Source organism: Shinella sp. SUS2 (genome assembly GCF_001262505.1).
Lineage (GTDB): Bacteria > Pseudomonadota > Alphaproteobacteria > Rhizobiales > Rhizobiaceae > Shinella.
In genome coordinates, this window is sequence record NZ_KQ410731.1 from 247,105 (window position 1) to 264,172 (window position 17,068).

A 17,068-nucleotide genomic window follows, 5' to 3' on the forward strand; every position below is an offset into this window, starting at 1 on the left:
ATCAGATCGGCATACCCCTTCGCCCCGCTTGCGGGGAGACGGTGGCCGACAGGCCGGGATGAGGGCGGCCACGACTTTTATCCTTTGTGCAATTGCGGCTGGACAGCCGCTCCTCAATTTGCTGAGTAAATCCCCACGGAGTTGAGGATTTTACGATGGCTTTGGCGGATATCAGGGGCGGCGCACGCAACCACGAGGGCATCGCAGCGGCACTGCCGCGCCTGGCGGAGCGTTTCGGCACGCGATTCCAGACGGGTGAGGCGATCCGCGCCCAGCATGCACACACGACGACCTATATTCCCGCCCAGCTGCCTGACGGTGTCGTCTTCGTCGAGAGTGCCGAAGAAGTGAAGGCTGTGGTCTCGCTTTGCGCGGAGCTGAAGGTTCCCGTCATCCCCTTCGGCACGGGCTCTTCGCTGGAGGGGCAGGTGAATGCGCCGAATGGTGGCATTTCCATCGATTTCAGCAACATGAAGCGAGTCCTGGAAGTCAATGCCGAGGACCTCGACTGCACGGTCGAGCCCGGCATCACGCGCGAGGAGCTGAACGTCTATCTGCGCGATACCGGCCTGTTCTTCCCGATCGACCCCGGCGCGAATGCGTCGATCGGCGGCATGACCTCGACACGCGCCTCCGGCACCAATGCCGTGCGCTACGGCACGATGAAGGACAATGTGCTCGCCGTCACCGCTGTGACAGCCACCGGCGAGGAAATCCGCACCGCCCGCCGGGCGCGAAAATCCTCCGCCGGATACGACCTGACGCGGCTCTTCGTCGGGGCGGAGGGCACACTCGGCGTGCTGACCTCGGTGACGCTGCGCCTGCAGGGCATCCCGTCGGTCATCGCCGGCGGCATCTGCGGCTTCCCGACGCTGAAGGATGCCTGTGATGCCGTCATCATGACCATCCAGCTCGGCATTCCCGTCGCCCGCATCGAGCTTGTCAACACGCTGCAGATCAAGGCTTGCAACGCCTATTCGGGCCTGACGCTGCCCGAGCAGCCGACGCTCTTCGTCGAGTTTCACGGCAATGAGGACAGCGTTCGCCTGCAATCGGAGGAGTTCGGTGCGATCGCCGCCGAATGCGGCGGTGGGACCTTCCAGTGGAGCGCGGATGCGGAGGAGCGCGCGAAACTCTGGAAGGCGCGGCACAATGTTTACTGGTCGGCCAAGGCGCTGCGACCCGGTTGGGAGGCGATCGCCACCGATGTCTGCGTACCGATCTCGCGCCTTGCCGATTGCGTGGCGGAAACCGAGCGCGACATCGAGGAACACGGGCTTCTAGCGCCGATCGTCGGCCATGCGGGCGACGGAAATTTCCATGTCAGCCTCGTCTTCGACGACAAGGATCCGGCGCATGTTGCCAAGGTCGAGGCTTTCGTCGGCCGGCTCAACGCCCGGGCGCTTGCCATGGACGGCACCTGCACCGGCGAACACGGTATAGGCCAGGGCAAACAGGCCTTTCTGCCGGGTGAGCTCGGTGGCACGGTCCAGCTGATGCGGCAGATCAAGCAGGCGCTCGACCCGGACAACATTCTGAATCCCGGCAAGATTTTTTCGACCCTCTCAGGCAATTAGTCGTTATCCTGAGGCGGTGAAACGAAATTCAAGGCAGGCGGCGTGCTTTCCAGAATCATGCTCTTCGTTGGCGGCTTGGTGGTCGTGGCGCTCTTTGCGGCGCTGCTTGCTCCGCTTTTCGTCGACTGGACCAGCTTCCGCCAGGATTTTGAACGCGAGGCGAGCCGCATCATGGGCCGCACCGTCGTGGTGCATGGCAGCGTCGACGCACGCCTGATCCCGTTCCCTTCCGTGACGCTCAACGACGTGCGTGTCGGCGCGCCGGAGGATGGCCAGCCGCTGGTCGAGATTGCGCGTTTCTCCATGGATGCGGAACTGGCCCCGTTCCTCTCCGGCGAGGCGCTGATCTTCGATATGCGCATCGAGGAGCCGAAGGCGCGCATCAAGCTTTTCGAGGACGGCACGCTGGATTGGGCGCGCGGCCGCAAGTCCGATATTCCCGCCCGCACCGTCATCCTGGAAAGCGTCGCGATATCCGGCGGAGAGATCGAATTCGTCGATGCCCAGACTGGCCGCACCCGCCGTGTCACCGGCCTCGATGCACAGGTTTCGGCGAAATCGCTCGGCGGCCCCTGGCGCATCGACGGGCGCGCATCGCTTGATGGCGAGAGCGGGGCGTTCCAGCTTTCGAGCGGACAGGTGGAGAATGGTGCGCTCTCCCTGCGCGCCCGCATCGTGCCCGACCGGCTTGCCTTCACTGCCGATCTGGACGGTGCGCTGAAGGTCGTCGATTTCCGTCCGCAATATGGCGGCGACTTCACCATCTCGGAAAAGCCGCGACCGAAGGGTGAGGGGCCGGCCGACCCGATCCGTGTCGCGGGAAAATTCGAACTTTCCAACGAGCGCATCCGCGTGCCTGAATACCGCCTTGAAGCCGGCCCGCGCGAGGATCCCTATGTGGTGACCGGCGAGGCGACGCTCGATACCGGCCGTGCGCCGGAATTCCTCTTGATCGCCGATGGCCAGCAGATCGACGTCTCACGCATCGGCAACAGCGGGGAGGGCGGCAAGACGGGCCGCAACCCGCAGATCTCCGCTCGCCAGCGGCTACAGGCGCTGCTCGCCATCGCTGCCGATATCCCGATCCCGCAGGTGCCCGGCCGCGCCAGCCTGTTCCTCCCCGCCGTGGTGGTCGGTGACACGACCGTGCGCGAGGTGCGTCTCGATGTGAAGCCCGATGGGGAAGGCTGGCAGATCGACCGGGCGGATGCGCTCCTGCCCGGCCGCACGACGCTCGAGGCCAAGGGCCGGCTGACGCTCAAGGCCAACCACGGCTTTGTCGGCGATCTGCTGGTCGCCTCGAACCAGCCCTCGGGGCTGGCGACCTGGCTTGCCGGATCCGTGGATCCGGAAATCCGCAAGCTCAAGACCGCCGGTTTTTCCGCCGAGGTCAACCTGACCGACGAGTTGCAGCGCTTCGAAAATCTCGAGATCGCCATCGGTGGCGCCTCGCTGCTCGGCCGCATGGAGCGCGAGTCACGTGCGGATGTTCCCACGCTGTCGCTGCAGTTGCGCGGCAACGAGGTTGCGCTGGAATCGCTGCAGGCGCTTGTCGGCCTGGTGGCGGGAGATACCTCGCTTTCCGCCGTGCTGGACCATTCGATCGCGCTCGATATCAAGGCTGACCGTTTCCTCGCCTTCGGTGAAAGTGCCTCCGGCGTCAGCGCGGCGCTGTCCATCAAGGACGGCCTTCTGACCTTGAGCCGCCTGAACATCGCCGCGCTGGATGGTGTTACCCTTTCGGCCAGCGGCACGCTGGGCGGTTCGCTCTTTGCGCCGAGCGCCGGGCTCGACATGACGGTGAAGGCGGCTGCGATGCGTCCGGTGGCCGAGCTTCTGGCGCGGCATCTGCCCCAGCATCCGGTGCTTGCCCGTTTCCTCGCCAATGCCGGCTATTACGACAATGCGGACCTTGCCGTTCGGCTGGCCGTTTCCGGCGAGGCGGGCGATCCGGCGACCGTGACGATCAGCGGCCCCGTCAATGACGGACGGGTCGAAATGAAGCTTTCCGCCGCGACGCCCGCGGACCTTCTGGCGGGGCGCAATTTCGAGCTTGAGGGCAGCATCTTCAATCCGCAGTCGGTGGTGCTGGCCGGGCAGATCGGGCTTGACCCGTTGCCCTTTGATGCGGATCCGGATGGCAGCGTCACCTTCCGTGTCAAGCAGCCGGAAGAGGGACCGGCCGATGTCTCCGTCGCCTTCAGCGCCGGCAGTACGACGATCTCGGCCAAGGGCACGGCTGCGCTCTCCGCGGCCGATTTCCCGGCCGGTATGCTCGCCCTTTCGGCGAAGAGCGATGACATCGAGCCTTATCTGATGATGAACGGTATCGCCGTGCCGCAGGCCGGCGCAGGCCTTCCGCTCGCGTTGCAGGCATCGGTGGCGACGAGCGCTGCGGCGATCACGATCACCGATATCGCCGGGGAGGCCGACCGCAACGCCTTTTCCGGCCGCCTCACGCTCGATCGCACGGCGCCGGTGCTCAAGGGCACGGGCGCGCTGCGCTTTGATACGGTGGATTTCGCCTTCCTCGCCGAAGCCGTCGCTGGGCCGGTGACGGATGTGCTCGACGGCGGGCTGAACGCGGCGCCGCTCGTGCAGCCGCTTCAGGATGCCGCCGATCTCTCCGTCGCGCTGGAGGCGGGGGCCTTCTGGCCGGGCCTCTATGGGGCCGTGGAGGGCTTTTCGGGCAATCTCGTCTGGAAGGGTGGCGAGTTGACGCTGACCGATATGGCGGGCGACTGGCTGGGTGGCCGGCTGGCCGGGCGCCTCAAGGTCGCCAATGCGGACGAGAATGGCCTGTTCGAGGCGCGGGCGGACCTGTCGGGTGTTGATCTGGCGAAGATCGTCTGGGCGGGCCCGCTTGGGGCCGTCGCGACGGGCAAGGCGGATGTGACGCTGGCTGTCGATGCCTCGGGCAAAAGCGTGCGTGCCATGGTCGAGGGCGCCAGCGGTTCGGGCGAGGCGCAAATCTCCGATCTCACCCTGCGTGGGATCGATACCGGCGTGTTGCCGGCGCTGCTAAAGGCGGCCGATGGCATCGAGGGCGATATCACGCCCGAGCGCGTCGCCGGGTTTGCGGCGGATGCGATTCTCGCGGGCGAAGCGGTGCTGGGCACCGTGCGCCTGCCCTTTGCGCTTGCCGGTGGCAAACTGCGCGTCCAGAGCGTGGCCGCAGGCGACGGCAAGGCGGCCTTCTCCGGCGATGCGGATATCGATCTTGCCGGCGATATGTTGGCGGGTCGGCTGTCCGTCACCTATGCGGCTGGCGAGGACGCGCTGGCGGGGGCGGAACCCGAGGTGGCACTCGACTATCGCGGCCTCGTGGAGGCGCCAGGCGTGGCACTCGACGTGCAGCCGCTTGCCAACTTCCTCTCGCTGCGGCGCTTCGAGACGGAGCGGCGCCGGGTGGAAACCTTGCAGGCAAACGTGCTGGAAAAGCAGCGCCTTCGGCGTGAGGCCGCGCTCTATCGCTCGCGTGCGGAAGCGCGCGCCGCGCTTGCCGAAGCGATGCGCCTGCAGATGGAGGAGGAGCAGCGCCGCCGCACCGAGGCACGCGAGCGCGTCGAGCGGGAACGGAGCGCGCGGGAGGCCGCCGAAGCCGCCGAGCGTGCCCGCCGCAAGGCTGCGGACGACGAACGCCGCCTGCGGGAGGCCGAGGAGCAGGCCCGCCGTCTTGCCGAACAGCGCGCGGCGGCGGAGGCCAGCCGGGCCGAGGACGAGGCGGAGCGCCGCCGCCTGCCCGTCCTGCCGGGCGAAGGCGTGGAGCGTGGCGGTGAACTGCCGCCGCTCGACAGTGGACAGAACCTCAATTTCGATGGGCTGCCCGGTGTGAACTGAACCGTTCCGGGAAGGGCAAGGGCCGGATGCCGGCGCACCGCGCGACCCGGAAACGGGATTTGCGGCCGCGGAAGGCGCGCATCAGGAGCGCCGCAGCGTTTTGCGGGGGGCTTGCTTTACGCCGCGCCGTTCGCCTTGCGTTTCAGCCAGCCCAGCACATGAAGGCGCAGGGCCGAGGACAGGTTGCCCTCGATGCCCCTTTCGTCGTCGATGTCGCGGATGAGGGCGGCGAGCGGTAGATCGCGCTCGACGGCGATGGCCTTCAGCTCGTCGTGAAAGGCGGGCTCGAGCGAGAAGCTCGTACGGTGGCCGTGCAGGGTGGTCGAATATTTGCGGATCATGCCCGTCCCCCACAAAGGTGCCGTCCGTCTGGAGCCGCTCCATGTGCGAGAGCCAACGGGCGCGCCCTGCTGCTTCGACAAATGCCGCAGCCTTCTGACGGATCGATTCCGCTTCTTTCGGCAAGGGCTTGAAAGATCAGCCTTTGCCGTTCTTGGGATCGTCTTCCGGCCGTTCCAGCTGGCCCTGTTCGAACGCCTTCTGCGCCTTGTCGTTCAGCGTGCGCGTCAGTGTCTTCTCCGCCTTGGTGCGGCCAAAGCTGATGCGGTTCTGCTCGGCCTGCTTCTCTTTTTCGGAGCGGGCCTTCTGCTTGCGAACCTGGCGGAGATTGACGACGTCGCCGCTCATCGCGCGGCCTCAGTTCTTCTTGCGGAAGGAATCGAGCGAAACGACGGAACCACCCTTGTTGTTGTCGTCGCCACCGGTCGGCGGCGTCGGGTCCTCGGTGGTTTCTTCGGTTTTTTCCGCAGCGACGGGGTAGGCGGTGATCTCGGCGGAGTGTTCTTCCTCTTCCTCGACGGCCGGTACGTCGAATTCCAGTTCGAAGCTTACCGACGGGTCATAGAAGCCGCGGATGGCGTTGAACGGGATGACGAGCTTTTCCGGCGTGTCGGAGAAGGAGAGGCCGATCTCGAACAGGCTTTCCGTGACTTTGAGGTCCCAGAACTGATGCTGGATGACGATGGTCATCTGCTCGGCATATTTTGCCTTCAGGTGCTGCGAGATGCGCACGCCGGGGGCGTTGGTCAGGAACGTGATGAAGAAGTGGTGCTCGCCCGGCAGATGGCCGGTGACCGCAATTTCGGACAAAACCTTGCGGATGACGCTGCGCAGCGCGTCCTGGGCGAGAATGTCATAGCGAATGTGGTCTTGCGCCATCCGTTCCTGTCTTTCTTCCAGCCTTTGTGTTCAGGCATTGCATGAGAGCACTTCCGCTTTTCGTCGAATTGCAGAAAGGCTCCGTCTCTTGTTTCAACGCAATTCCAGCAAAACCGCTTCACGCTTTTGCTGGAATTGCGTTGGCCTCATACCCTAGGGCACGAGTCATCTGGCACAGCTATAGACCATTTCAAGGGATTGGAGAAGGTGAAGGCTTCTGTTGCCAGGTGCCTTCGGACCCCGCCTGCCGGTGCGACCCGTCAGGACTTTGAGTGAAGTGTCACACCGCCATTAGGCAGCGAGACGAGCTTCCGCATAGTTGTCGTTTGCAACTACAAGTTTAGCCCGATAACGGTGGTACAATGCCGAGCAAAAAGTCGATCTTTACGCCCTTGTCGATCCTATTTCGCCCCCATCAAAAGCCGGTCTGCTTGGAAAGACCGGTTTTTGGTGGAGGCGCCGGGTACCGCCCCCGGGTCCAATGGGTTTATTACACCGCCCGTTTATTGCCATAGCTGCCGAGGCAGCACCCTTCATATAGGCGCTCTCGGCCTTCAAGAAAAGGGCTTTGTGACAGGGATTTGGCAAAGTTTTTCGGTTCAGGCGGTTTCGGCGAGCGGGGGCGGGGTTTCCGCCGTCCATTGCTTCTGGAAGTCGGCAAGCGGGACCGGGCGGCCGAAATAGAAGCCCTGGAAGGCCATGCCGCCGAAGGATTGCAGGAGCAGGAACTGTTCCTTCGCCTCGATGCCTTCGGCGACGACGGACAGGTCCAGCGTGCGGGCGATGTCGAAGATGCTCTTGAGCAGCAGGCGGTTGCGTTTGCTCTCCGGGGCGTCCTTGACGAAGGAGCGGTCGATCTTGATCTCCTGGATCGGCAGGCGGCGCAGATGGCTGAGCGAGGAATAGCCGGTGCCGAAATCGTCGAGCGAGAGGGTGAGGCCGGCGGCGCGCAGCACGCCCATCTTCTCCGCGATGGCATCGACGTCGTTCGCCATCATGCTTTCGGTCAGCTCCAGCTTGAGGCGTGCCGGGTCGATGTCCTGCGCGCGGATCCGGGCGAGCACGGTGTCGGCAAAGTCGACCTTCATGAACTGGTCGGCGCTGACATTGACCGCGAGCCTCAGGTGACGGGTTGCTTCGTCCTGTTGCCAGAAGGAGAGCGTCTTGAGAGCCTCGTTCAGCACCCAGTCGCCGATCGCGGGCATCAGGCCTGCCTGCTCGGCGATGGGGATGAATTCGGCAGGCGACACGAAGTTGCCGTCCGGCCGCCGCCAGCGCAACAGCGCCTCCGCGCCGGTGACCGTGCCCGTCTGGTCCACCTGCGGCTGGTAGAACAGCTCGAATTCCCGGTTCTTCAGCGCGGCGGTGATGTCGCGCTCCCGTCCGAGATTGCGGGCGAATTCCTGCCGCATCATGTAGAGGCAGCCACACAGCATGGTGACGGCGATCGTCACGTTGACCCACGATCCGACGAAGCGGAAATCGTTGGAAATCGGCCGGGCGAAGGGCAGGGCGACCTGCGTGCTGGCGAAGACGACAAAAGTCGCAAGCGAGAGCGCGACGATGGCGAGCTGCCGGCGCGACGGGCGTTGCTGGTAGTTGATATAGCCGATCATCGCCAGCACGAGCAGGAAGAGATGCGAGACCCGCGGGGCGATGTCGTTCGGCACGTCGAACAGCAGGCAGAAGGCGGCGATGATGACGAGGAAGGCGACCTGGGAAAGGAAGATGGCAGCGGTCAGCTGGCGGCGCCGGGCGAGCACGAAGCTGGCGATCGCGACGGTGACCAGCGCCACGTCCATGGCGACCATCGACCATTCCTGCATCGCCGCGAAGACGAGGCCCCAGCCGGCCGTCAACACGCCTGCGGCGAGGGAGGCCGTGGCATAGACGAGCCGGAAACGATCGGAATAGTCGTCAGTCTGTCTCACATGCGGGGGTACTCGCGGTGGGGTGGTCCATCAGGCCTTGTGCAGATAGCTGTAGCGGAAATTCCTTCAGAAAGTGCAAAAATATCGCGCAGTAAAACCCAGACGAGCGGGGGCTGCGCCATGTGGAGGCTTTCGCTGGCGCTTTATTAGCGCTTGACTTGCCGGAGCGGCTTGAAAAACATGGCCGTCGGCCGGTGCGCCATGACGGCGGCGGCCGCGCAATCGGAGAGGAGATGCCATGACCGATTATCTCGCAGACGTCCGCAAGTATGACAGTGGTGCGGACGAGGCCATCGTCAAGAAGATCGTGAGCCATCTCGGCATCGCGCTGCGCAACCGGGACTCCTCGCTCGTCTCCTGCTCCGACCCGGAAGAGCTGAACCGCGTCAAGGAAAAGTGGTGCGCCAAGAAGTTCGGCATCACAGGCGAGGCTGCCGACAAGGCGGTGGAGGCCGTCTGCAAGGCGATGGCCGACGACCGCACGAAATCGCGCGTCACCTTCTATTACCTCACCGCAAAGGAACTCGGCACGCTCGGCGCGCTCGCCTGAGGAAATCCGGGACAACCCGATTTCACGCTTTGGCCGCCGCCGTTCCCGCTCTAGTATCTCACGCTGGACAACGAATCGGCGGCGACCATGCAGCAATATCTCGACCTTCTCGCCCATGTGATGGAAAACGGTACCGACCGCGGCGACCGGACCGGCACGGGCACGCGTGGCGTCTTCGGCTACCAGATGCGCTTCGATCTCTCGGAAGGTTTTCCGGTTCTGACCACCAAGAAGCTGCATCTGCGCTCGATCATCCATGAGCTCCTGTGGTTCCTGAAGGGTGACACCAACATCGGCTATCTCCATGAGAACGGTGTCACCATCTGGGACGAGTGGGCGGATGCCGAGGGTGAACTCGGCCCGGTCTACGGCTACCAGTGGCGCTCCTGGCCGACCCATGACGGCCGCCATCTCGACCAGATCGTCGCCGTCGTCGACAGTATCCGGCGCAATCCGAATTCCCGCCGTCATATCGTCTCGGCCTGGAACCCGGCGCTGGTCGACGAGATGGCGTTGCCGCCCTGCCATTGCCTGTTCCAGTTCTACGTGGCGGACGGAAAGCTCTCCTGCCAGCTCTACCAGCGTTCCGCCGACATCTTCCTCGGCGTGCCCTTCAACATCGCCTCCTATGCGCTGCTGACCATGATGGTGGCGCAGGCGACCGGCCTGCAGCCGGGTGATTTCGTGCATACGCTGGGTGACGCGCATATCTACTCCAACCATTTCGAGCAGGTGCGCACCCAGATGGCCCGCCGCCCGAAGCCCTTGCCCTTCATGAAGCTCAATCCCGATGTGAAGGACCTTTTCTCCTTCAAATTCGAGGACTTCACCCTGATTGGCTATGAAGCCGATTCAACCATCAAGGCGCCCATCGCCGTCTGATTTTCGGGTACTCGCATGACTGAAGCCAAGATCGTCCTCGTCGTGGCTGCCGCCAGGAACGGCGTCATCGGCCGCGACGGCGACCTGCCGTGGCGCCTGCCGTCGGATCTCAAGCGCTTCAAGCAGTTGACGCTGGGCAAGCCGGTGGTGATGGGGCGGAAGACCTGGGAATCGATCGGCAAGCCGCTGCCGGGCAGACCGAACATCGTCATCACCCGTGATGTGTCGTTTTCCGCACCCGGCGCTGCGGTCGTTTCCTCGCTCGACGCCGGGCTTTCCGCTGCCCGCCGTGAGGCGGAAGGACTTGGCGTGGAGGAGATCTGCGTCATCGGCGGCGGGCAGATCTATGCGCAGGCCTTCGACCGGGCGGACATCCTGCACGTCACCCATGTCCAGGCGGATGTGGAGGGCGATGCGCGCTTTCCCGATATCGATCCGGCAGTCTTCGAAAAAGTGGTGGACGAGCCGATTCCGCGGGGAGAGAAGGACAGCCACGCCATGCGCTTCGTCACCTGGCGTCGAAAAGCGGTCCTGTAGCCCCGATCACGAACTATTTTGCCGCACAAGCCGGCAAGCTCACGCGGATTTGTTGAAAGGTGCCGGAGTGATACCTATAACGGGTTCACCTCGCGTAGCGCGGTGAAACATTCCGCGAAGCGCGGCACGTAGGGATTTAAAGAAAGAGGTATTGATGCCCTGGAGCAATCAGAACGGCGGCGGCGGCCCTTGGGGCGGCGGCAGCGGCGGTGGTGGAAACAATCAGGGGCCATGGGGGCAGGGTCCGAACCGGCCCCGCGGCGGCGGCGGAAGCGGCAATGGCGGCCCGCCCGACCTTGAGGATATCATCCGGCGCGGCCAGGATCAGCTGAAGAACGTCATGCCTGGTGGCATCAATGGCGGCGTCGTGGTCATCGCGCTGCTTCTTGTCGGCGTCTTCTGGCTGATGAACGCCATCTACACCGTTCAGCCGGACGAACGCGGCGTCGAGCTGCGCTTCGGCAAGCCGAAGCAGGAAGTCGCCATGCCCGGCCTGCATTTCCACCTCTGGCCGCTCGAAACCGTCGAACTCGTCAAGATCACCGAGCAGCAACAGAATATCGGCCGCCGCTCGGCCTCGTCGAATGCCGAAAATTCCGGCCTGATGCTCACGGGTGATCAGAACATCGTCAACGTGCAGTTCTCGGTGCTCTATTCGGTCACGGATCCGCAGTCCTACCTCTTCAATCTCGAATACCCGGCGGAGACGCTGCAGCAGGTTTCCGAAAGCGCCATGCGCGAAGTCGTCGGCCGCCGCCCCGCCCAGGACATTTTCCGCGACAACCGTCAGGCCATCGCGGAGGGCGTGAAGACGACGATCCAGGCGACCATGGACGCTTACGGCGCCGGCATCTCGATCAACACCGTCGCCATCGAGGACGCGGCCCCGCCGCGCGAGGTCGCCGACGCCTTCGACGAAGTGCAGCGCGCCGAACAGGACGAAGACCGCTTCGTCGAGGAAGCCAACCAGTACGCCAACCAGAAGCTGGGTCTTGCCCGCGGTCAGTCGGCGCAGATCCGCGAAGAGGCGGCCGCCTACAAGGACCGTGTCGTCAAGGAAGCGGAAGGTGAGGCGGCGCGCTTCCTCTCCATCTACGAACAGTACAAGGTAGCGCCCGATGTCACCCGCAAGCGTCTTTTCCTTGAAACCATGGAAGACGTGATGAAGAACTCCAAGAAGGTCATCATTGACGAGAAGCAGGGCGGCCAGGGTGTGGTTCCCTTCCTTCCCCTCAATGAACTCGGCCGCACCACCGGCCAGCAGGCGGGAGGCACGCAGTAATGGGCAACCGTATACCGGCAATCCTGATCGCCGTCGGCGTTCTCCTCTTCATCGTCTATTCCTCGGTGTTCGTCGTCAACGAACGCCAGCAGGCGATCGTCATCCGCTTCGGCCAGATCCAGGACGTCAAGTCCGAACCCGGCCTCTACTTCAAGCTGCCCTTCGGCTTCATGGATGCTGACAGCGTGCAGTACATCCAGGATCAGGCGCTGCGCTTCGATCTCGACAACATCCGCGTCCAGGTCTCGGGCGGCAAGTTCTACGAGGTCGATGCCTTCGTGGTCTACAAGATCACCGATGCCCGCCGCTTCCGCGAAACGGTTTCGGGCGACCGGGAATCGGCTGAAGCGCGCCTGCGTACCCGTCTCGACGCGGCCCTGCGCCGGGTCTACGGTCTGCGCGGCTTCGAGTCCGCTCTTTCCGAAGAGCGCGCCTCGATGATGCGTGAAGTGCGCGGCGAACTGACGAACGATGCCTCGAGCCTCGGCCTCACGATCTCCGACGTTCGTATCCGTCGTACGGACCTGACGCAGGAAGTCTCGCAGCAGACCTATGACCGTATGAAGGCCGAGCGTCTGGCGGAAGCCGAACTCATCCGTGCCCGTGGTAACGAAGAAGGCCAGCGCCGCCGCGCCATCGCCGACCGTCAGGTCGTCGAGTTCGTCGCCGCCGCGCAGCGCGATTCGGAAATCCTGCGAGGCGAGGGCGACGGCGAACGCAGCCGTGTCTACGGCGAAGCCTTCTCCCAGGATGCGGCTTTCTACGACTTCTACCGGTCCATGATCGCCTATCGCGATGCGATGAGCACCTCCGACACCACGCTTGTGCTGTCGCCGCAGTCGGAGTTCTTCCGCTACTTCGAGGATGCCGCCGGTGCGAAGCCGGTGACCTCGGGCACGGCGACGACGCCGTCGACCGCAAACTGAGAACGGCATGACCGATTTCCTGACGGGGATCGCGTTCTTCCTGATCATCGAGGGGCTGGTGTACGCACTGGCCCCTTCGATTTTGAAGCGCATGGCGGAAATGCTGCCGCAGATTCCGGAAAGCCAGCTGCGTGCCTCCGGGCTCGTCGCCGTGGCGCTCGGCGTCGCCATGGTGTGGTTCATCCGCGGCGCGTGAACGCGGCCCTTGCGGCTGCCTGCGAAGACGGGCAAGACTTCACATGAATTCAGCGCGGCGGACTGATTTTTGCCGTATCCGGGGCAAACACTCGCCGCGACAATCAGACGAAAGAGGATGCCGACCATGGCTTTGAAGATGAGGTCCAGCGTTGCCCATGCGGCACTCGCACTCGCGGTGAGTTTTTCGCTGGTCGCGGGGGGACCGTTTGCCGTGCCGGCAGCTGCGCAGGTCAAGCCGAACGGCCCGGAATCGGTCGCCGATCTTGCCGAAAACCTGCTCGACGCCGTGGTGAACATCTCCACCTCGCAGAACGTCAAGAGCGACGACAAGGCGCCCATCCCGCAGGTGCCGGAAGGTTCGCCCTTCCAGGATTTCTTCGACGAATTCTTCAAGGGTGAGGGGGGCGAGGGCTCCAACCAGGGCCAGACCGTCAACTCGCTCGGTTCCGGCTTCGTCATCGACCCTTCGGGTTTCATCGCCACGAACAACCATGTCATCGAGGGAGCCGACGACATCGAGGTGAATTTCGCCAACGGTTCCAAGCTGAAGGCAAAACTCGTCGGCACCGACCCGAAAACCGATCTGGCGCTCTTGAAGGTCGAGCCGAAATCGCCGCTGAAGGCGGTGCCGTTCGGCGATTCCCGCACCATGCGCATCGGTGACTGGGTGATGGCGATCGGCAACCCGTTCGGCCTTGGCGGCTCGGTGACCGTCGGCATCATTTCCGCGCGGGGGCGCAACATCAATGCTGGCCCCTACGACAACTTCATCCAGACGGACGCCGCCATCAACCGCGGCAATTCCGGCGGTCCGCTGTTCAACATGAAGGGCGAGGTCATCGGCATCAACACGGCGATCATTTCGCCTTCCGGCGGGTCGATCGGCATCGGTTTCTCCGTGCCGACGGAGCTTGCGCAGAACATCTTCATGCAGCTGCGCGATTTCGGCGAGACGCGGCGCGGCTGGCTCGGCGTACGCATCCAGCCGGTCACCGACGACATTGCCGAAAGCATCGGCATGAGCGAGGCCAAGGGCGCGCTCGTTGCCGGCATCATCAAGGGCGGGCCGGTCGACAACGGCTCGATCATGACCGGTGATGTCATCACCCGCTTCGACGGCAAGGATGTCGACGAGATGCGCGACCTGCCGCGCGTCGTTGCCGAAAGCCCGGTCGGCAAGGCGGTCGACGTCGTATTGCTGCGCGACGGCAAGGAGATGACCGTCAAGGTCACGCTTGGCCGCCTCGAGGACGGCGAGAAGCAGGCCGAGGATGACGAGGTGACCCAGGACGAGGGCACGACGGAGGAAGGCACGACGCCCGAGACCGGCGAAGCCCAGCCCAGCAAGGCCGACATGGTGCTTGGCATGGGCATCAGCGACCTCGGCGAGGAGGCGCGCAAGACCTTCGAGATCGTCGAAAGCGTCAAGGGCGTCGTGATCACCGAGGTGGCGCCCGATTCGGCTGCCGCCGAACGCGGCATCGTGCCCGGCGACGTCATCGTCGAGATCGGCCAGGAGGCGGTAGCGACGGCGGAAGAGGTCAAGGCCCGAATCGCCAAGCTGAAGTCCGAAGACCGCCGCAACGCGCTGATGATGATCGCCAACCGCACCGGAGCGCTGCGTTACATCACCGTGCGCATCGATTAAGGCGAGTCCCGCCAAGGGTTTGCAGGCGAAAGCCGAAAAACGGATTCAGGCCGTTGGAGCATTGCTTCAACGGCCGTTTTCATGGCCGTGGCTAGCGATTGTACCAGGTTGCACGATCCAGCGTGTAGAGCACGTGCGGGCGCAGCGCATCGTCGAGGCCTGGCATGTCGAAATTCCGCTCGGGAGCCGCGCGCATGCCGATGCGCTGCATGACGGCGATCGAGCGCGTGTTTCCGGCGACTGCGAAGGAGACGATCTCGCCGAGGTTCTTTTCTGTGAAGCCGAAGGCGAGCAGCCGTTCGGCGGCCTCGGTGATGTAGCCCTTGCCCCAGTGACGCCGGGCCAGCCGCCAGCCGATTTCCACCGTGCCGGCCGGCAGGTGCGGTTCAAGCCGTTCCGTCGTGCGCGCGAGACCGCAGAAGCCGAGCGCCGCGTCGCTTTCCCGCTCGGCGAGCGCGTAGAAGCCGAGGCCGGTCTCGGCGATGGTGTCGCGGAGGCGCTCGAAGAGTTCGTCGGACTGGGCGCGGGTGCGCAGGAACGGGAAGAACTCCATCACCACGGGATCGGAATTGATCTCGTGGAAGAGGTCCCGGTCCTTCTCCTCCCAGTTCCGGAGCGTGAGGCGGCTGGTCGTGGCGATAGGCATCAGCCGGCAACGAAATCGGATTTGCGGTAGCCCTGCAGGTAGAGCAGCGCGGTGAGGTCGCCGTGGTCGATGCGGATCTTCGCCTCTGCCGCGACGGCCGGCTTGGCGTGCAGTGCGACCCCGGCGCCCGACAGATGCAGCATGCCGAGATCATTGGCGCCGTCGCCGACGGCCATGGCGTCGTCAGGCGAAATGCCGAGCCGTTCGGAAATCTCGATCAGGGCGTCCACCTTGGCCTGCTTGCCGAGGATCGGCTCGGCCACTTCGCCGGTCAGTTTGCCGTCGGCATCGATGAGCAGGTTGGCGCGGTTCTCGTCGAAGCCGAGTGTCGCGGCGATGCGGCTCGTGAAGACGGTGAAGCCGCCGGAGACGAGCGCCGTGTAATAGCCCTTTGCCTTCATGGTCGTGATCAGTTCGCGCCCGCCCGGCGTCAGCGTGATGCGCTTTTCGATGACCTCGTCGATAACGGAGACCGGCAGCCCCTTGAGCAGGGCGACACGCTCTCGAAGCGCAGGTTCGAACGCGATCTCGCCGTTCATGGCGCGGGCCGTGATGGTCGCGACCTTGTCCTTGAGGCCGACTTCGGCGGCGAGCTCGTCTATGCATTCCTGGCCGATCATCGTCGAATCCATGTCGGCGATCAGCAGCTTCTTGCGCCGCGTTTCCGCTTCCTGGATGGCAAGGTCGACCGGTTCGCTGCCGATGACAGCGCGGATGGCCGCCTCGGATGCCTCGAGATCGCTGCCGTCGCGCAGCGCGATATCGCAGGCAATGCCGTCGGCAAGCCAGTAGAGGCCGGACGCCTTGACCGCATCGGCAGCCTTTTCGGCGAGGGCGGGCGTCAGGACAGGATTTGACGGATTGGCGACAAGCGTGGCAACGAAAGCCATGATGAGAAACCTTGATCGAAAGCGGGACGCGATCCTGATAACGGGCCCGACGGCCAGCGGCAAGTCCGCGCTCGCCGTGCGGCTGGCGGCCGAGCACGGCGGCGTGGTGGTAAACGCCGACAGCATGCAGGTCTATGACACGCTCGATATCCTCACCGCCCGACCGCAGCCGGACGACATGGGGGGCATCGAGCACCGGCTCTACGGCCATGTGCCGGCCGGCGCGACCTACTCGACCGGCGACTGGCTGCGTGAGGCGACTGCGGTCGTCACGGAGTTGCGGCAGCGGGAAAAGCTGCCGGTCTTCGTCGGCGGAACGGGACTTTATTTTCGCGCGCTGACGGGCGGGCTCTCCGACATGCCGGCGATCCCCGAGGCCGTCCGCACGCGCCTGCGTGCCCGGCTTGTGCAAGAGGGGGCCGAAGCCCTTCACCACGCGCTAGAGGTCGGCGATCCGCAAACGGCGGCGCGGCTGAAGCCGGCGGACGGCCAGCGCATCGTGCGGGCGCTGGAGGTGCTGGAGGCGACGGGGCAGTCGATCTCGGCCTTCCAGGCGGCGACAGGACCGGCTGTCATCGATGCGGACAGGGCGCAGAAGATCGTCGTCCTGCCGGACCGTGCGGTGCTCGCTGCCCGTATCGACCGGCGCTTCGGCGCGATGCTTGCCTCCGGCGCGGTGGCGGAGGTGCAGGCGCTGCTGGCGCTCGATCTTTCTCCCGCCATGCCTGTCATGAAGGCGATCGGCGTACCGCAGATCGCGGCGATGCTGGCCGGCGAGATGAGCGCGGCCGAGGTCGCCGAGCGCGGGGCGGCGGCGACGCGGCAATATGCCAAGCGCCAGATGACCTGGTTCCGCAATCAGCTCGACGAGAGCTGGCAGCGCATCGATCCGCTGGCCCCTACGGGCACGCCCGGTGAGGTTTTTTAGAGGTTTTTGCGATCG

Annotated in this window: 16 protein-coding genes and 1 other RNA gene; 10 read left to right on the top strand and 7 right to left on the bottom strand. The window is 64.5% G+C overall.

The genetic code is table 11. The annotated features are described in order from the left end of the window. The first annotated feature begins 155 nt into the window (after nt 1-155). Nucleotides 156-1,577, top strand: coding sequence for an FAD-binding oxidoreductase (locus AKG11_RS15985; RefSeq protein WP_050744577.1), 1,422 nt, complete (start codon nt 156-158; stop codon nt 1,575-1,577). A 42-nt stretch (nt 1,578-1,619) separates the two neighbouring features. Then, nucleotides 1,620-5,417: an AsmA family protein gene (locus AKG11_RS15990; RefSeq protein ID WP_050744578.1), complete on the top strand. Its 3,798-nt coding sequence runs from the start codon at nt 1,620-1,622 to the stop codon at nt 5,415-5,417. A 116-nt stretch (nt 5,418-5,533) separates the two neighbouring features. Here AKG11_RS15990 and AKG11_RS15995 read toward each other — a convergent pair whose 3' ends face one another. The 5 genes from AKG11_RS15995 to AKG11_RS16010 form a co-directional block, all read right to left on the bottom strand. After that, nucleotides 5,534-5,758: a ribbon-helix-helix domain-containing protein gene (locus AKG11_RS15995; RefSeq protein ID WP_050744579.1), complete on the bottom strand. Its 225-nt coding sequence runs from the start codon at nt 5,756-5,758 to the stop codon at nt 5,534-5,536. 136 nt (nt 5,759-5,894) lie between these two features. After that, nucleotides 5,895-6,104, bottom strand: a complete 210-nt coding sequence (locus AKG11_RS16000) for a DUF4169 family protein (RefSeq protein WP_023514230.1) — start codon at nt 6,102-6,104, stop codon at nt 5,895-5,897. A 9-nt stretch (nt 6,105-6,113) separates the two neighbouring features. After that, nucleotides 6,114-6,635: an SspB family protein gene (locus AKG11_RS16005; RefSeq protein ID WP_024270540.1), complete on the bottom strand. Its 522-nt coding sequence runs from the start codon at nt 6,633-6,635 to the stop codon at nt 6,114-6,116. A gap of 206 nt (nt 6,636-6,841) precedes the next feature. Beyond that, nucleotides 6,842-7,202: a transfer-messenger RNA gene (gene ssrA, locus AKG11_RS33740) on the bottom strand. A 32-nt stretch (nt 7,203-7,234) separates the two neighbouring features. Then, nucleotides 7,235-8,566 (bottom strand): putative bifunctional diguanylate cyclase/phosphodiesterase, encoded by a 1,332-nt coding sequence (locus AKG11_RS16010; protein WP_050744580.1) that lies wholly within the window; start codon nt 8,564-8,566, stop codon nt 7,235-7,237. A gap of 238 nt (nt 8,567-8,804) precedes the next feature. Between AKG11_RS16010 and AKG11_RS16015 the strand changes: the two genes are divergently transcribed. The 7 genes from AKG11_RS16015 (at nt 8,805) to AKG11_RS16045 (ending at nt 14,589) form a co-directional block, all read left to right on the top strand. Then, on the top strand, nt 8,805-9,116 hold the full coding sequence (locus AKG11_RS16015; protein WP_023516050.1) for a DUF2853 family protein: 312 nt from the start codon (nt 8,805-8,807) through the stop codon (nt 9,114-9,116). A gap of 87 nt (nt 9,117-9,203) precedes the next feature. Then, on the top strand, nt 9,204-9,998 hold the full coding sequence (locus AKG11_RS16020; protein ID WP_023516051.1) for a thymidylate synthase: 795 nt from the start codon (nt 9,204-9,206) through the stop codon (nt 9,996-9,998). Between the two features lie 15 nt (nt 9,999-10,013). Further along, nucleotides 10,014-10,535, top strand: a complete 522-nt coding sequence (locus AKG11_RS16025) for a dihydrofolate reductase (protein WP_050744581.1) — start codon at nt 10,014-10,016, stop codon at nt 10,533-10,535. 154 nt (nt 10,536-10,689) lie between these two features. After that, entirely contained in the window at nt 10,690-11,817 is a 1,128-nt protein-coding gene (gene hflK, locus AKG11_RS16030; protein ID WP_023516053.1) for an FtsH protease activity modulator HflK, read from the top strand. Beyond that, a complete protein-coding gene (hflC, locus tag AKG11_RS16035) occupies nt 11,817-12,743 on the top strand; it encodes a protease modulator HflC (RefSeq protein ID WP_024270541.1) in 927 nt (308 codons plus the stop codon). The genes hflK and hflC overlap by 1 nt, the downstream gene beginning before the upstream one ends. Before the next feature lie 7 nt (nt 12,744-12,750). Continuing rightward, nucleotides 12,751-12,939, top strand: a complete 189-nt coding sequence (locus AKG11_RS16040; RefSeq protein ID WP_023514440.1) for a DUF2065 domain-containing protein — start codon at nt 12,751-12,753, stop codon at nt 12,937-12,939. Between the two features lie 138 nt (nt 12,940-13,077). Next, a complete protein-coding gene (locus AKG11_RS16045; protein WP_371260098.1) occupies nt 13,078-14,589 on the top strand; it encodes a DegQ family serine endoprotease in 1,512 nt (503 codons plus the stop codon). A gap of 91 nt (nt 14,590-14,680) precedes the next feature. Here the strand turns inward: AKG11_RS16045 and AKG11_RS16050 are convergent, their stop codons facing one another. After that, entirely contained in the window at nt 14,681-15,235 is a 555-nt protein-coding gene (locus tag AKG11_RS16050) for a GNAT family N-acetyltransferase (protein WP_050744582.1), read from the bottom strand. Further along, nucleotides 15,235-16,125 carry a phosphoserine phosphatase SerB gene (serB, locus tag AKG11_RS16055; protein WP_050744583.1) on the bottom strand — a complete coding sequence of 297 codons (891 nt, stop codon included), beginning with the start codon at nt 16,123-16,125 and terminating at the stop codon, nt 15,235-15,237. Before serB ends, AKG11_RS16050 begins: the two co-directional genes overlap by 1 nt. Between serB and miaA the strand changes: the two genes are divergently transcribed. Further along, complete coding sequence (miaA, locus tag AKG11_RS16060) at nt 16,124-17,053, top strand: tRNA (adenosine(37)-N6)-dimethylallyltransferase MiaA (RefSeq protein ID WP_050744584.1); 930 nt, start codon at nt 16,124-16,126, stop codon at nt 17,051-17,053. The two genes, serB and miaA, sit on opposite strands and share 2 nt — an antisense overlap. Nucleotides 17,054-17,068: the final 15 nt, after the last annotated feature.

What these genes read in the sequence shown, in the direction of transcription:
- AKG11_RS15985 (WP_050744577.1), top strand. Translation starts at nt 156, where the DNA reads ATGGCTTTGGCGGATATCAGGGGCGGCGCACGCAACCACGAGGGCATC.
- AKG11_RS15995 (WP_050744579.1), bottom strand. Translation starts at nt 5,758, where the DNA reads ATGATCCGCAAATATTCGACCACCCTGCACGGCCACCGTACGAGCTTC.
- AKG11_RS16000 (WP_023514230.1), bottom strand. Translation starts at nt 6,104, where the DNA reads ATGAGCGGCGACGTCGTCAATCTCCGCCAGGTTCGCAAGCAGAAGGCC.
- AKG11_RS16005 (WP_024270540.1), bottom strand. Translation starts at nt 6,635, where the DNA reads ATGGCGCAAGACCACATTCGCTATGACATTCTCGCCCAGGACGCGCTG.
- AKG11_RS16015 (WP_023516050.1), top strand. Translation starts at nt 8,805, where the DNA reads ATGACCGATTATCTCGCAGACGTCCGCAAGTATGACAGTGGTGCGGAC.
- AKG11_RS16020 (WP_023516051.1), top strand. Translation starts at nt 9,204, where the DNA reads ATGCAGCAATATCTCGACCTTCTCGCCCATGTGATGGAAAACGGTACC.
- AKG11_RS16025 (WP_050744581.1), top strand. Translation starts at nt 10,014, where the DNA reads ATGACTGAAGCCAAGATCGTCCTCGTCGTGGCTGCCGCCAGGAACGGC.
- hflK (WP_023516053.1), top strand. Translation starts at nt 10,690, where the DNA reads ATGCCCTGGAGCAATCAGAACGGCGGCGGCGGCCCTTGGGGCGGCGGC.
- hflC (WP_024270541.1), top strand. Translation starts at nt 11,817, where the DNA reads ATGGGCAACCGTATACCGGCAATCCTGATCGCCGTCGGCGTTCTCCTC.
- AKG11_RS16040 (WP_023514440.1), top strand. Translation starts at nt 12,751, where the DNA reads ATGACCGATTTCCTGACGGGGATCGCGTTCTTCCTGATCATCGAGGGG.
- AKG11_RS16045 (WP_371260098.1), top strand. Translation starts at nt 13,078, where the DNA reads ATGAGGTCCAGCGTTGCCCATGCGGCACTCGCACTCGCGGTGAGTTTT.
- AKG11_RS16050 (WP_050744582.1), bottom strand. Translation starts at nt 15,235, where the DNA reads ATGCCTATCGCCACGACCAGCCGCCTCACGCTCCGGAACTGGGAGGAG.
- miaA (WP_050744584.1), top strand. Translation starts at nt 16,124, where the DNA reads ATGATGAGAAACCTTGATCGAAAGCGGGACGCGATCCTGATAACGGGC.
- serB (WP_050744583.1), bottom strand. Translation starts at nt 16,125, where the DNA reads ATGGCTTTCGTTGCCACGCTTGTCGCCAATCCGTCAAATCCTGTCCTG.